Origin of the sequence: Streptomyces sp. NPDC051452 (assembly GCF_044454765.1) — a bacterium.
GTDB lineage: Bacteria > Actinomycetota > Actinomycetes > Streptomycetales > Streptomycetaceae > Streptomyces.
Genome location: NZ_JBITEB010000001.1, coordinates 1165523 through 1179086, shown reverse-complemented (window position 1 = coordinate 1179086; position 13564 = coordinate 1165523). Strand labels below are relative to the sequence as shown.

At 67.9% G+C, this 13564-nt stretch carries 13 protein-coding genes and 2 pseudogenes; 5 read left to right on the top strand and 10 right to left on the bottom strand.

The window, feature by feature from the left end:
• The first annotated feature begins 3 nt into the window (after positions 1 to 3).
• Positions 4 to 426 carry an SRPBCC family protein gene (locus ACIBA9_RS05020; protein ID WP_399359907.1) on the top strand — a complete coding sequence of 141 codons (423 nt, stop codon included), beginning with the start codon at positions 4 to 6 and terminating at the stop codon, positions 424 to 426.
• Positions 427 to 781: 355 nt separating this feature from the next.
• On the opposite strand, the gene ACIBA9_RS05015 is transcribed toward ACIBA9_RS05020, so the two are convergent.
• From ACIBA9_RS05015 to ACIBA9_RS05000, 4 genes are all read right to left on the bottom strand, one after another.
• Entirely contained in the window at positions 782 to 1327 is a 546-nt protein-coding gene (locus ACIBA9_RS05015) for a hypothetical protein (protein WP_399359906.1), read from the bottom strand.
• A 173-nt stretch (positions 1328 to 1500) separates the two neighbouring features.
• Entirely contained in the window at positions 1501 to 3060 is a 1560-nt protein-coding gene (locus tag ACIBA9_RS05010) for a N,N-dimethylformamidase beta subunit family domain-containing protein (RefSeq protein ID WP_399359905.1), read from the bottom strand.
• A 160-nt stretch (positions 3061 to 3220) separates the two neighbouring features.
• Positions 3221 to 4090 (bottom strand): alpha/beta fold hydrolase, encoded by an 870-nt coding sequence (locus tag ACIBA9_RS05005; RefSeq protein WP_399359904.1) that lies wholly within the window; start codon positions 4088 to 4090, stop codon positions 3221 to 3223.
• Positions 4091 to 4283: 193 nt separating this feature from the next.
• The gene (locus tag ACIBA9_RS05000) at positions 4284 to 4847 is read right to left on the bottom strand and encodes an HD domain-containing protein (RefSeq protein ID WP_399359903.1); all 564 of its coding nucleotides are present in this window, start codon (positions 4845 to 4847) and stop codon (positions 4284 to 4286) included.
• A gap of 211 nt (positions 4848 to 5058) precedes the next feature.
• Between ACIBA9_RS05000 and ACIBA9_RS04995 the strand changes: the two genes are divergently transcribed.
• The gene (locus tag ACIBA9_RS04995; protein WP_399359902.1) at positions 5059 to 6039 is read left to right on the top strand and encodes a GlxA family transcriptional regulator; all 981 of its coding nucleotides are present in this window, start codon (positions 5059 to 5061) and stop codon (positions 6037 to 6039) included.
• Between the two features lie 103 nt (positions 6040 to 6142).
• Here the strand turns inward: ACIBA9_RS04995 and ACIBA9_RS04990 are convergent, their stop codons facing one another.
• The 3 genes and pseudogenes from ACIBA9_RS04990 to ACIBA9_RS04980 form a co-directional block, all read right to left on the bottom strand.
• Positions 6143 to 6631 carry a hypothetical protein gene (locus ACIBA9_RS04990; protein ID WP_399360017.1) on the bottom strand — a complete coding sequence of 163 codons (489 nt, stop codon included), beginning with the start codon at positions 6629 to 6631 and terminating at the stop codon, positions 6143 to 6145.
• An 18-nt stretch (positions 6632 to 6649) separates the two neighbouring features.
• Positions 6650 to 6994: pseudogene (locus tag ACIBA9_RS04985) on the bottom strand (chromosome condensation regulator); the annotation flags it as partial.
• A 59-nt stretch (positions 6995 to 7053) separates the two neighbouring features.
• Positions 7054 to 7845, bottom strand: a pseudogene (locus ACIBA9_RS04980) (IS5 family transposase); the annotation flags it as partial.
• 227 nt (positions 7846 to 8072) lie between these two features.
• Here ACIBA9_RS04980 and ACIBA9_RS04975 point away from each other — a divergent pair.
• Entirely contained in the window at positions 8073 to 8459 is a 387-nt protein-coding gene (locus tag ACIBA9_RS04975) for a DUF4440 domain-containing protein (protein ID WP_399359901.1), read from the top strand.
• Positions 8460 to 8712: 253 nt separating this feature from the next.
• Here the strand turns inward: ACIBA9_RS04975 and ACIBA9_RS04970 are convergent, their stop codons facing one another.
• Both ACIBA9_RS04970 and ACIBA9_RS04965 read right to left on the bottom strand, forming a co-directional pair.
• On the bottom strand, positions 8713 to 9666 hold the full coding sequence (locus ACIBA9_RS04970) for a hypothetical protein (protein ID WP_399359900.1): 954 nt from the start codon (positions 9664 to 9666) through the stop codon (positions 8713 to 8715).
• 18 nt (positions 9667 to 9684) lie between these two features.
• The gene (locus ACIBA9_RS04965; protein ID WP_399359899.1) at positions 9685 to 11436 is read right to left on the bottom strand and encodes a S8 family serine peptidase; all 1752 of its coding nucleotides are present in this window, start codon (positions 11434 to 11436) and stop codon (positions 9685 to 9687) included.
• 328 nt (positions 11437 to 11764) lie between these two features.
• Here ACIBA9_RS04965 and ACIBA9_RS04960 point away from each other — a divergent pair, with 328 nt between their 5' ends.
• Positions 11765 to 12292: an SMI1/KNR4 family protein gene (locus tag ACIBA9_RS04960; RefSeq protein WP_399359898.1), complete on the top strand. Its 528-nt coding sequence runs from the start codon at positions 11765 to 11767 to the stop codon at positions 12290 to 12292.
• A 133-nt stretch (positions 12293 to 12425) separates the two neighbouring features.
• On the opposite strand, the gene ACIBA9_RS04955 is transcribed toward ACIBA9_RS04960, so the two are convergent.
• Entirely contained in the window at positions 12426 to 12869 is a 444-nt protein-coding gene (locus tag ACIBA9_RS04955; protein WP_399359897.1) for a hypothetical protein, read from the bottom strand.
• Between the two features lie 245 nt (positions 12870 to 13114).
• Between ACIBA9_RS04955 and ACIBA9_RS04950 the strand changes: the two genes are divergently transcribed.
• Entirely contained in the window at positions 13115 to 13477 is a 363-nt protein-coding gene (locus ACIBA9_RS04950) for a hypothetical protein (protein WP_399359896.1), read from the top strand.
• Positions 13478 to 13564: the final 87 nt, after the last annotated feature.

Genomic DNA, 13564 nt, shown 5'->3' with positions numbered 1-13564 from the left:
ACGATGAGCATCACGCACTCCATCACCAAGACCGTTGGCATCGACTGCCCCTGGGAGCAGGTCTTCGCCTTCCTTGCCGACCCCGCGAACTGGCCGAAGTGGGCCGTGGTCAACATTCGTTCCATCGAGCCCACCGACGACCCCGACTGGTGGCGCATGTCCACCCCGCTGGGCCCGGCGAGGCTGCGTGTGCGCGCGAACGCCGAATTCGGCGTCCTCGACCACGACTACGTCGACGACACCGCCGCCTGGTGCGTGCCGGCCCGGGTGGTTCCCAACGGCGACGGTGCCGAATTCATGATCACCTTTCATCAGCCGCCATCGCTCACCGAGGAAGTCTTCAAGCAGCAGGCCGAACTGGTCGACACCGAACTGGCCGCCCTCAAGGAGATCCTGGAGACCGCCGCGCCGGCCATCCCCGCTTGAGGTGCCCCGGTCGGGCCGGGAGCGGCAAATGACCGTCCTGGTCACCTGCCCCGGCCGGCCCGAGCATACGAACCGACAGACTCACCATCGTCTGACAAGCCGCAAGAGCGTCTATGCCTGCGTCATCCACGACCCCATCCTGGTGACCGGCCTGTTCGGCCAATGCGTGGGGCACCGGGTCCGGCGGTGCAACGCCGGGCGAGGTACGCGACCGGGTCCTCGGCGGAACGATCGCCGAGTTGACCAGGCTGGACCGAGGCAGGCGGGGACCGGCAGGAGCGGGTCGCCGCCTGCCCGGTCCGGAGGCCCGGTCGGCAGCAGGGCACGCGCCCCTCGCGGGACAGGTGCGAGCGGGTCAGCCGTCGGCCTCGTCCTCCTGCGCGGGCGCGTCACCGATGGCGACGCGCAGGTCGTGCATGCCGTGCAGGATGTCGATGAGGGCTTCCTCGGCCCCGCTCAGGGCGTGCCGGGTTCCCTCCTTGTCGCCTTGCTCGGCGTGCAGCTGGGCGCTGAGCGCGTACACCGCCGTCATGACGGCGGCGAACGCGGCCTCCCGGCCGGGCGGCAGATCTTCTTCCTCGGGTTCACAGACCTGCAGCGCGGTGCGCTGCAGCCGGTTCGTCAGGACGTTGACCGCGACGCCGGGATCCTCTCCCAGCTGTTCGCGCCAGCCGAGCGACGTCTCGAGGACGTCCTCGATCTCGTCCTCCTCGGACAGCCGGGTCGCGGCGGTGATCTCGAACTCCGTTTTGGCCAGCAGGCTGCCGAGCAGGTGCAGGCGGTCCTCTTCCCGGGGCTCCTCGCGGAGCTTCTCGGCATCCGCCACCGGCTCGCCCGCCAGGGCGGCCAGAGCCGCGGAGATCTGCCCGGCACCTACCCGGCGCTCGTCACTGCTGTTCACGCCTCCAGCTTCACCCCGCGAAGGCGTATCCGCCCGCCCGGAGGGCCGCACGTGTCACACGGAGACCGGTACATGTCCACGTTCCGGCCGGCCCGACCCTCCCGAGGGGCCGCCACCTGGACGCCACAGTCCAGCGGGGACCGGCCCGTGCCGCCTCGCAGAGGAATGGTGTCTCAGCCCGTGTCGCCGTACACGGTGGCCGTGTTGGGGCGCGGTGGTGGCGCGTGCCGGGCCGCCGGACCCCGCGCGAAGGTGCGCAGCAGGTTCTCGGTGGTACGGCTGACGAAGGAACGGGTGCGCACGTCCATGCCGTGGTCGCGGCCGATTTCACCGGTGCCCGCCATCAAAGCCTCCACCCACCGCATCGTGCCCGTGGCGAACACCCCGGCCCCGCCGGGGACCGTGTAGTACGCCGAGTCGCTGTGACTCGGCGTGCCATGGCACACCAGCGGCGAGTGCGCGGTGATCTCCAGCGGGCCCGGAAGCCGGGAGCCGTACGGCACCCGGTCGTACTCCACGCCGACGAGGTGGGGGAAGCCCTCACCGGCGCGCACCCCGGTGCCGTCGTACAGCCAGTGGTCGGCCGCGTGGACGACGTAGGGCGCGTCGACCGGAAAGCCCTCGTAGAGCACCCCGGTCAGCGCGGACTCGGGGTCGGGGGCCGGCGGCAGGCGGAAGTCGGTGGTGACCTGGGCGGGGCGGGAGCCGTAACAGGGATCGGCGCGGACGGAACTCTTGTAGCAGACCACCGTGCGGGCGTCCGCCGCCGCCCCTTGTTCCAGCCGGATGCGGCGGAAGCACGTGTTGGCGCCCAGGAAGGCGATGTTCGCGCCGGCGTCCCGGGCGGCGGTGACGTGGGCGCGCTGCTCGGGCGTCCAGTACTCGTCGTGGCCCAGGCACACCAGGGCGTGCGCCCCGTGCAGGACCGAGGGGTTCCGGTGGACGTCGGGGCCGGTGGTGTACGCCAGGGGGATGCCGAGCCGCTCGGCCAGCACCACCAGCGCCCGCTCGTACACCAGGAACTTCTCGGCACCGCTACCGTCGTAGGGACGGTCGAAGCTCACCGCGAGGGAGCGGGAGGCGTAGTCGCCGAGCGGACCCACGTAGAGACTGCTGCCACCCCAGCGGTTGTACGCCTGCCACGTGGCCGGGGCGTGCAGCAGGACCGTGCGGCCCGCGGCCTCGGTGGAGCGGACGATCAGGGGGACGTAGCGCCGGTGTCCGCTCTCCGCCCGCAGCCGCAGCAGGTACGCCCCCTCCGGCCACCCGGCGGTGTCCACGGTGAGGGTGGCGGGCCAGTCGGCGCGAACGGTACGCGTCGTGGGCAGCAGCCGCGGCCCGGGCCGAGCGCGGCCGGGTATGCGGCCCGAAGCCCAGACCAGCCGGGCCTGCCGTCCGCCGTACCAGCCGACCCGGAAGGCGTCGACCCGGAAGGAGCCGGCGGTCGTCGACACGTGCAGAGCGAACTCCTCGCCGGGTGTCACGCTCACCCGGTCGGTGTAGCCGGCCACGGCGTCCGGTGGGCCGGTCGTGCCCAGTCGCCAGTCGTCGGTGCCGGGATAGTCCCGCTCCGCCTCCGGCCGGTGCCGCTCGGCCGCCGAAGAAGTGGTGTGCGGCCGGCCCGCGCCGCCTGTGCACGCGGCGGTGGCGCCGAGGCCCGCCCCGGCGCACAGGCCGAGGAATCGCCGGCGGCCCGTCCCGCCCGCTGAACCGGTTCCGTGTGCCGTGGTCACGTCACCTCCCTCGATGTGCGCCCGCTCCAGCTTCCCGACGGTCCGCACCGCCGGCAACCGGGCTGTGCCGGCACCGGCAAGGCTCGCGCGACAGCATCACGCCACGTTCCGCGGCAAGCCGCACCAGGTCCGAGGCCTGGAAGATCTGGAGGCTCGTTCCTTACTCATGCCGCCCGGCGAAGAAGCCCGCGAGGGAGGAGGCCAGCGCTTCCGGGGCCTCTTCGGCCACGTGGTGCCCTGCGTCGATGCCATGGCCGCGTACGTCTGGGGCCCACTGCCGCCAGATCTTCAACGGGTCGCCGTACAGGTCCTCGAGGTCGTCTCGGAGCGACCAGAGGATCAGTGCCGGGCACTGGATCCGTGTCCCAGCCGCACGGTCGTCCTCCTCGTGCCGCCGGTCGATGGTGAGGCCGGCCCGGTAGTCCTCCAGCATCGCCCGCACCACGTCGGGGTTCCTCGTGGCCTCACGCCACTCCTCGTAATTCTCCTGCCCCATGCTCTGGGGATCGCCGCGGTACCAGCTGTCCGGATCGGAGTTGATGACCCGCTCGGGGATGTCCGGCTGGGCGAAGAAGAACCAGTGCCACCACTGCGTGGCGAACTCGGTCGTGATGCGGGACAGGTGCTCGGTGAGGGGCAGACAGTCGATCAGCGCCACCCGCGAGACCGCGTCGGGATGATCGAGCGCGAGACGCAGCGCCACACTGCCTCCGCGGTCGTGCCCGGCGAGCGCGAAGCTGCCATGGCCGAGGGAGCGCATCACCTCGACCACGTCACCCGCGACGGCCCGCTTGGAGTATCCCGCGTGGTCCGCGGTAGGCGCCGGACCGGTGGACCGGCCGTACCCACGTAGATCGGGACAGACCACGGTGAAACCGTGTCGGACGAGGAGCGGGGCGACGCGATGCCAGGTCGCGGATGTCCGGGGGTGTCCGTGCAGCAGCACCACCGGCGGCCCGTCTCCGCCGTAACGGACCGCAATCGATGCCTCATCGAGCTGAATCCGCCTGGTCTCAAAGCCCTCGAACAAGGCCCGAACCTCCCGCCCTCGTCGACACACCGCCCACGGCACCTATCGGCCCGGGACAACCCGGTACCCACTCACGAGGACCACAGGCCGCTTGCAGTGGCCAACGTGGCCAACACCCAGCAAGGCGAAGGCTTGACGCGCGTCGTGAGGGCGACTCGCGCGTTTCATCGCGTCGTCTTTCATGGCGCCCTCATCAGCTGGGCCAGGGAGCGCCGATGATGCGTTCGACCGTGGTCGTGCGACGGAAGCCGGGAATGAAGTGCTCCAGCACATCCGAGTTCACAGTTCCGTTCGTGGTCTCCGGACGGTACTTGAGCCCGTCGACGAAGGCCCGCAAGAACTCGTTCTTGAAGTCGCCCCGCGGGTGGACGGCGACGATCTCATCCACTTGGCTGCGATCCAGCTCGTCCAGACCCAAGCCGAGCACGTCGGTCAGTACCCCGAAGTTCGTGATGGCGATCTCCGGGCCCATCCGCCCGGGAATTCCCGGAGTCGTGTGCAGCGCGATCGCCGTCCACACCACGTCGACGGCCGCAGCCGGGAAACCGCGGTCGAGCATGAACTTACGTGCGTGGTCGGCTCCATCGACCTCGAAGCGCTGCTCCACGTCGGAAAACGGCGTCAAGAGGCCGGTGTCATGGAACATGGCGGACAGATAAAGAAGCTCCGGGTCGGGCTTCAAGCCGAGCGTGCGAGCGTGAAGGACGCCGAAGACGAAAACGCGCCGGGAGTGATGGTAGATGAGGGGGCTGGTCATTTTCCGCATGAGGCGGGTTGCTCGGCGACCGCCGCCGTTTCGGGAATCTCCACTCCCGCGATGATCTCGCTCATGACCTGTGCGCCTTCCGATATCAATGTGCTACGAATGAACGGTGCGTCCGTCTTCCACACTGCCGACATCCCGGCGTCCGGCGCCACCTCGGTACGGACATGAGTCACCCGAATCCGGACAGGCGGCCGGTGAGGGCGTGGGGTCCGCCACGCATCGGGTCGCGATCCTCGTCTATGACGGGGTCAAACTCCTGGACGTCGTCGGCCCCGCCGAGGTGTTCGGGGAAGCGAACCGCCTCGGTGCCGATTACAAGATCGTGCTGGTGTCACCCAACGGTGCCGATGTCACCTCGTCCATCGGGATTCGGATCGCGGTCGACGCGGCCGTTGCCACCGAGCCCGCTCCCGACACGTTTCTGGTGGCCGGCGCAGACCTCTACCCGCGCACACGTGTCCCACGTGATCTGATCGAGGCCGCGCGAACGCTGGCGGTCCGGGCCGGCCGGGTCGCTTCCGTCTGCACCGGAGCATTCATCCTCGGCGCCGCCGATCTCCTGGACGGCAAGCGTGCGACCACGCACTGGAAGGTCGCGCACGAGCTGGCCGCCCGCTGCCGGACCAGCCGTGTCGAACCCGACGCAATCTACGTCCGGGACGGCACCACCTACACCTCGGCAGGCGTGACCGCCGGCATCGACCTGGCACTGGCACTCGTCGAGGAGGATCACGGCCCTGATCTGACACGCGAGGTCGCCCGTGCCCTGGTGGTGTATCTGCAGCGTTCGGGCGGCCAGTCACAGTTCTCCGCCCCACTGCAAGGGCCGCCGCCCGGATCTCCGGCGCTCCGCAGAATCACCGACCTGATCACGGCGAACCCCGGCGGAGACCATTCACTCGGCGAACTCGCCAAGCACCTCGGCGTGAGCCCTCGGCATCTCACGCGGCTCTTCCGAGACGAGCTGTCCACCACGCCGGCCCGGTACGTCGAGACGATCCGGTTCGACATGGCAAAAGCTCTACTCGACCAGGGGCATACCGCAACACAGACGGCGACCCTTGCCGGATTCCCGAGTTATGAGAGCATGCGGAGAGTTTTCGCGAGGAAATTGTCGATCAGCCCCGCCGCCTACCAACGCCGCTTCAGCACAGCGCGCCGAGCCAACGCGGAGGAGAAATAAGCGAAGTTGTCACTGCACGTGACACTTAGGACTGGAATCAGAATGAGGTCTCTGGGCTAGGGGATGACGGTGTGCCAGTTCGCCTTGGCGCGGCCCGGGGGGCTTATGGAAGCCGGACTCCGGACCAGTCATCGACTTCGCACTGTCTGTCGGCATTGTTGCCTGCGGTCACGACTGTGCCGTTGGCACGCAGGCCAAGGGTGTGCGTTGAACCGGCCGCCACAGCGATAATGTCGCGCCAATCCCCGACTTCGCACTGTCCGTAGCTGTTGTCTCCCGCGGCGAGGACCCGTCCGGACGCAGTGACCCCGATGGTGTGGTAGCTGCCCGCGCTGAGCGCCACCATGTCTTCCCACTCATCGACCTCGCACGCCCCGGTTACCCGGTCTCCGGTCGCTACTGCCCGCCCGTCGGTTCTGAGGCCGACGGTATGGAGATACCCGGCCGAAATGGCAGCCAGGTCACGCCATCCTTCAACGGCGCACTGCCGTCGTCGGTTGTTCCCCGCGGCCAGTGCAGAACCGTCTGACCGGACACCGACCGAGTGCCAGTCACCACACGAGAGGACGACCATCTCGCGCCAGGACTGCACGTCGCACTGTCCTTCTGAACTGCGGCCAACTGCTAGCACCCGGCCACTGTCGAGTAGCCCGAGCGTTTGGCGCCAGCCTGCGGCCACGGCCGTGACGCCTCGCCATCCGGTGACATCACATTGCCCATCGCCATTCCACCCCGTTGCCAGGACCGTACCGTCCGACCGGAGTCCCACCGTATGAGACCTGCCCGTGTTCGTCGCGGTATGGACGTTGCCGGCTGCGACCGCGACGACGTCTTCCCATCGCTCGACACGACATTCTGCGGCTGCGGAATTGCCCGCGGCGAGAACGGTTCCGTCCCAGCGCCGTCCGACAGAATGACGCCTTCCGGCCGCCAACACCGACAGGCTAGCGAGCATTCCGCCTCCTTGTGCTCGACGCGAGTGCGCGACATGGGATGCCACCTTACGTTGGCCTGTCAGAGCGGGGTCCTCAGCCGTCGCCAGCAGATGACGGCACAACCGAGTGTGATGAAGGCACGGTGGATGTCGTCGCGGATCTCCCAGCGGATGCGTAGGCGGCGGAACCAGTGCAGTAGTGCGATGGCGCCTTCCACGACCCAGCGGTGGACGCCGAGTCCGGAGCCGTGTTCGGTGCCGCGTCGGGCGATGTGCGGGGTGATTTCGAACCGTCGGACCTGGTCGCGGTAGCTCTCATGGTCGTAGCCGCGGTCGGCGTACAGGTGCTTGGGGCGGCGCAGCGGTTGGCCGCGTTTGCCTCGGATCAGCGGGACAGCTCGGATCAGTGGGATCAGCTGGGTCACGTCGTTGCGGTTGCCGCCAGTCAGCGTGACGGCCAGCGGGATGCCGTGGGCGTCGACGATCACGTGGTGCTTGCTGCCGGTCTTGCCCCGGTCCACCGGGGACGGGCCGGTGGCCGCACCACCTTTCATCGCCCGCAGATGGCTCGAGTCGACCGACGCCCGGGACGGATCCAGTACGCCGGCCGCCCTCAGCTCGGCCAGCAGCATCTCGTGCAGGCGCTGCCAGACCCCGGCCTCGTTCCACTCCCGCAGTCGCCTCCAGCAGGTCATCCCGGAGCCGAAGCCGAGTTCCTGCGGAAGGTAGCGCCAGGGGATGCCGTTGTAGAGCACGAACAGGGTGCCACACAGAACCCGCCGGTCATCGAGCCGGCGACGCCCCGGGTACCGGAAGCGCCGCTCAATCACCGGCAACAGCGGCTCGATACGCTCCCACAGCCCATCGTCAACCTCCCACGGCTTGCGCCCGCCACGAGTCTCGGTCGCAACTACCCCCTCCGGGCCGCATCGACAAGACCTGACATGACGTCATTCCCGACTCCCACAGACCTCATTCTGATTCCAGTCCTTAGGCGCCCTCCCGATAGTGGTGTGCCCAGCCAGCCCTGAGGTTGGGTTGCACAGCCATGTGGTATCTCGGTTGCGACGGGCTTGGCCACCTGGGTGAAGATGCCTGCATGAGCCGAGAGACCGATGAGATACGCGAGGCGATCGCAGGCGAGCTGCGCCTCATGGACCCCAAGGTGCGCGCATCACGCTCGCTTGCCCAGCAACTTCTGGACCCTGACTTCGTAGAGGTCGGCGCTTCGGGGCGGCGGTGGACGTATGACGAGATGCTTGCCTTGCTGCCCGAGATGGACGGTGCGGCAGAAGGCGGTCCGCGCTACGAGCCCTCTAAGTTCACCGGTGTCCTGCTGGCCCCCGGGCTGGTGCATCTCACCTACGAGACCACGCTGGATGGAAACCGGGCACGGCGCAGTTCTCTCTGGCGCAAGCAGGGTGCGGACGCGACCTGGCAGATGTACTACCACCAGGCCACGCCCATCCCGTCCGACAGCATGTAACCGCGAGTCTCGGACAGTGATCGTTCGTTGTCACTTGCAGGTAATAGCGGAGTGCCTGGTGCCGGGTGCCTGGTGGGCTGGCTTTTGGCCGTGGGGCGCTCACCTGCGCCCCCGCCACCAGGATCTCCGCCGACGCGGTGAGCGGAGTCCGGCTGCCCGGCAACAGTCCGGGGCGCCCGTCCACGAGCGAGGGATGTACAGATCCCGGTCCGCCGCCGCGTGCCCGCGCTCGCCGACGTAACTACAGCCGTAACTACAGGCCGAGCCCGAACGCGATCGCGATCGGGGCGAAATCCGTTGCGTAGCCGCGCATCCCGTCGCCACCCCAGTGCAGGGCGACGATCTCGTTGCTCTCGTTCACCACCACCGACCCGGAGTCACCGGACCGCGACCACACCCCCTGCGGATTCAGTCCGAGGTCCGGGATCATCACGATCGACACCTGGCCGAGCAGCATCCAGAGCTCGCTGCCGTCGTGGTTGCGTGCCTTGTAGGCGCCGAGCGTGCCCTCGACCACCCCGTGCGACACCCCGGTGCTATACCCGCGTTTACGGACGACCGAACCGATCCGCGGCGAGGAGATGGCGGTCGCGACACCGATGTCGGCGATCCGTCCGACCTCCGCCGTACGCGCGCCGTCGACCGAGCACAGCGCGGCGTCGAAGGAGCCGGAGACAAGACCGCCGGGGAACAGTGATGGGGTGTCAGGCGCCAGACACTGTTGGAGCGAACCGAGCCGTTCGTTCGTCGGTGCCGGATCGGTCTGCGGCGCCGGCTGCTGGATCGCGTCACCGACCGCACCGCAGATGACGTGGGCGTTGCTGACCGCGACCGGCAACCCTGCCGGGTCGCGAAACACGCAACCGAGCGTGCCCGCGTGGACGTCTCCGCCCACAATCGCCGCGCGCCCGAGCTGGATTCCGCCCATGATCGGATCCCTGCCCGGAATGCCGTAGGTCTGCTGGTCCGGAATCCCGGTCTGCTCCAGTTGCGGTGTGCCGGCGACGAGGATGTACGCGAATCCCCCGATGGAGTCCGGCAGCCCCCCGGGTGGGTCGTCCGGATTGCTCACCAGAAGTCGCAGCGTGTATTCGTCGGCCTCATCGACCCCGACGTCGATGCCGTTCACGCCTTCGAGCTGCAGTAGGCTGAAGGCGCTTTCGTTTAGAGCGGCCGCAATCTCGGCCGGTACCTCGTCCGCGGGCATGTGGGCACTCCTGCCGGTCTAGACGAACTCGTTGGCGATCAACTTGTGCAGGTCGGGCATCACCCCGATGAAGGCGCCCGGAGCCCCCGCGCTGCTGTTGAGCGGGCGAGTGAGCACGCTGCGCATCCGTCGCGCGGAGATCCTTCCCGGCGACCCGGTCGCCGGATTGAGGATCTGGAACAGGCCCTGCACCAACAGGCAGACGCCGGCGATCACCGGTGCCGCCGCCGAGGTCCCTCCGAACGGCGGTGCGGTCCAATAACCGTCCGCCTTCGTCGGTGCCGTGGGGTCGCCACAGGTCACCACGTTTTCCACCCAGGAATAGCAGTCGATACGAGTACCGAAGCTGCTCACCACCCCACTAGTCGCCGGATTTGGGGCGGCCAGCCTCCCGTGCGGGGGCGCGGAGGAGCCGCCGCCGACCACGATCGCTCCAGAGTCCTGGAAGTCCGGGCTCTGTCGGTTGAGCATCTGATGGCCCTGCGGATCGACGAACTGGTCGAGCGGGGCGCCGCTGTTCCCGGCCGCCTCGATGACGCTCACCCCGCGTGCGGTCGCGAGCCGGATCGCGGCGAACACCGCGGGGTCGGTCTCGACCGGGACAAAGTGGTTGGTGCCGCCGATGGTCCCCGCGATCTGGGCCTCCACCAGCAGGACGTCGCCGAGTCGGAGCTGCGCCTGAGCGACCATCACCGCATTGGCGATCTCCTGGCGGCTCTGGAAGGAGTTGAACGGCGGATTCGTCTGGTTGTACGACATCACCCGAGTGGAGGCGGCCGGCGCGATGCCGCAGATTCCGACGGTGTTGTCGGTGCCGATCACCTCGCCGAGCACGGCGGCTCCGTGCGGGAAACTCTTGGCGATGTTGTGTCCGCCGAGCAGCTGGATCCCGGCCGGCAGGTCCTGGTGGCCGAGGAACCAGCCCTGTTCGACGTCGATGAACTGCACCCCGGAGCCGTCGGCACCTTTCGCCCACGCCTCCTGCACGCCGATTCCGTCGAGCGCCGGTCGCAGATATCCCTGCTGGTTGAACAGCGGGTTCGGGGTGCCGACGACAGGGTCGGACGCCGGCGGCGTGGTGTACGCGAATTCCACGGCGCCGCTCAGCTGGGCCAACACGGCGGCCAGTCCGTCGGTGTCGAATCCCGGCGGGCAGTCGATCGCGAGGAAGTTGTTGAAGTCGGGTGCCAGGTAGTCCGGGTCCGCAGTGCGGGCCTCGTCGATCATCACCTGGATCTCGTCGCCAGTGTGTGTGTCGAAGACGCGGCGCAGCCGCAGGTTCGGCAGTAGCGAGTCGATCACCGCGATCACCGCTTCGAACCCCGGCCCGACCACCGCGTTGGCGAAATCGGTGAGAGTAAGGGCACCGCCCGGACCGAGCGGTACGAAGGTGCCGTCGACCACCTTCACCGTCACCGAAGGCACAAGCTCGCGTTCGGACAGTGCCTGCGTCACGCCGACAGCGGGATCGAAGCGCAGCGATCCCTGCTCGAACACGTTCATTCGCCCGAACGGGACGGTCGCGTCGTCGATCTCGTCGGTGACCGGATAGCCGAGACCGCTGTACTCCGCGCCGAGGTCCAGGTAGGTGGCAAGGATCAAGCCGTGGAGTTCGAATGCCTCGTCGTTCCGGGGATGGAACAGGATCCGACCGAACTCGTAGGGGCGCATGGCGCCCCCGTCGTACAGGGCCTCCTCCGACCCCACGGGAGCGCCCAGGTTCAGACCGGACGCCAACAACTGGGCGTGCTTGTCATCTACCCTCGTCACCGTCTCGCGCACCCTTCGGAGGTATGCCACTACCGGCGCTCACGAACGGCGCGAACGTATCCCGTTTCGGGGGTGCGTTCGGCGATGACACGCTGGTGATGTCGGTGAACGGCTCCGCTGATAATGCGGGGACGATCGTGGAGTCGATCTGCACCGGCCAGTCGGCCCTTCTCATGGGCGTCCTCGATGACGGGTCGGCAGTAGAACGGCTCGATGCCTAACTTCCGTGGGTTCAGGAAATCTGAAGGCTCCGAATCACGAACCCTTGGACACCGTGGCGATACTGCCCCGTGAGCGAGGCGGGTTGCCGTGTCGCTAACCTGTGCGAGTGACGCCGACCGATGATCGACAGTTCCCCGCCGCGCTCGCCGCGGCGATGGCCGTACCGTTTGACTACGCGGGCGGTGACGGAGTCGACTTCGAACCCTACGAGGCATTCCTGTCCGCTGAGGAGACCACCGACTGGCTCCGGGCCTGGACGGGAAACGGCGAACTTGACGGTGACCGCTTCCGCGTCGTCGGTCAGGATGGCTCGGGCGGCTATGCGGCGTTCTGGCTGATCCGCCCGAGCCAGCAATTGGCCGATCAACCCGTTGTCTTCCTCGGGTCCGAGGGGGAGACCGGTGTCGTAGCGCGTGATCTGGGCGACTTCCTGTGGCTACTGGCCGACGGTTTCGGCCCCTGGGAAGCGGCCACCTCCTATGAGCCCGACTGGATCCCGCGCCCCAACCACGATCTGATGGCCATCGCTGAGCGGTTCGCACCGGGCCAGCGCCGGTCAGCCGCTGGCGTGATCGAGCTGGCCACCCGGGAGTTCCCGCAATTCGACGACACGATCATGGAGCTCTGCCGTTGAATCTCTGCCGGAATCCTCTCCGGCATCGGCGTAGCGGTGGCTGGCCTTCGCGCCGCGGGAAAAGAGCTGTGCGAGGTGGAGGGGGCCGGCGCCGTTGGCGAGACGTGCACGTATTCCCTGATGCCGAGCCGTCTCATGTCGGGTAGTCCGTCCCCGTGACCAGGAACAGACGACCTTCCTCGTGTGCCTGGATGAGCACTCCCAGGGCGTGACTGGGCCTCTTGAGCTGAAGCCCGGTGCGCAGCTGCGGGTCGGCCCCGACCGGGTTGAAGTAGCGCAGTGACAACACGCGCGGTCCCCGCAACGGCGATGTCCGCCCGTTGGCGCGTCCGTAGTTCGGGACCTCACCATCGGCAATGGCGTAGAGGTGCTCGACTCGGGCCTTCTTGGCGGCGTAGTCGGGGCCCTGGAGGCTTTCCAGGTATTCGCGCGTTGCACGGTGGGCGCCTTCCTCGCGGACCAGAATGCGCAGGCCATCGTGATCCAGATCGAGAACGGCAGGCTGTGCTCGACCGGCTTCGACCTGGTGGCCTTCCTGATCTCGCGGCGCTCGGGCAGTGTGAAGGTCCTGGGCCAATCGCCCCGATACCAGGGGTAGAGCGAGTTGAGACCGTCGGCGTTGAAGCTGTGGATCAGGTCGCGGACCCGGTCCGGGCTGGTGAACGTTACCGTTGCGATCTTGTCGACGGGCATACCGGAAATCATCAACGGCTGCTCTTTCGGCACCGTCCTGGTTCTCGGCGCGTGAACACACTGGCTGGCCGATCGGCGATACGCCAGCACAGTCAAAGCCGTAAGTCGTTGGTCAGATAGGGTTACGGAATGGTCGAAAGCCTGCCTGCAGACGTAGCCGAGGTGCTTGCGGCAGTCCTGAACGCCGACAATCCGGTTCATGTCGCACTCCGAAGGCAGGTTCCACACCTCAGCGTGCGAGCGCGCTGCACATGCGGATGCGGTACCACCTACTTCGAACTCGACTCTAGCGAGGTAGAGCCCGCGCCCACCGAACCCGGCACTGTCGTGGCGGCCGAAGCGCAGCTCGTCACCGAAGCCGGCGAGCGCCCCGGTGAGGTTCTGGTCTTCACGCAAGGCGGCTACCTGTCATGGCTGGAGGTCTGTTCATGGAGCGACGACATCGAAGTGACACTGGCTGCCGCGCGTCACTGGCTGCAGGCATGCTCTTGATCTCAAACGGCCAGCGTCCAGCGGTCTCCGCGACGCCACCGACATCACGAGTTCGAGTTCAGTAGCTTGTGGCTCCCGGTCCCTGCC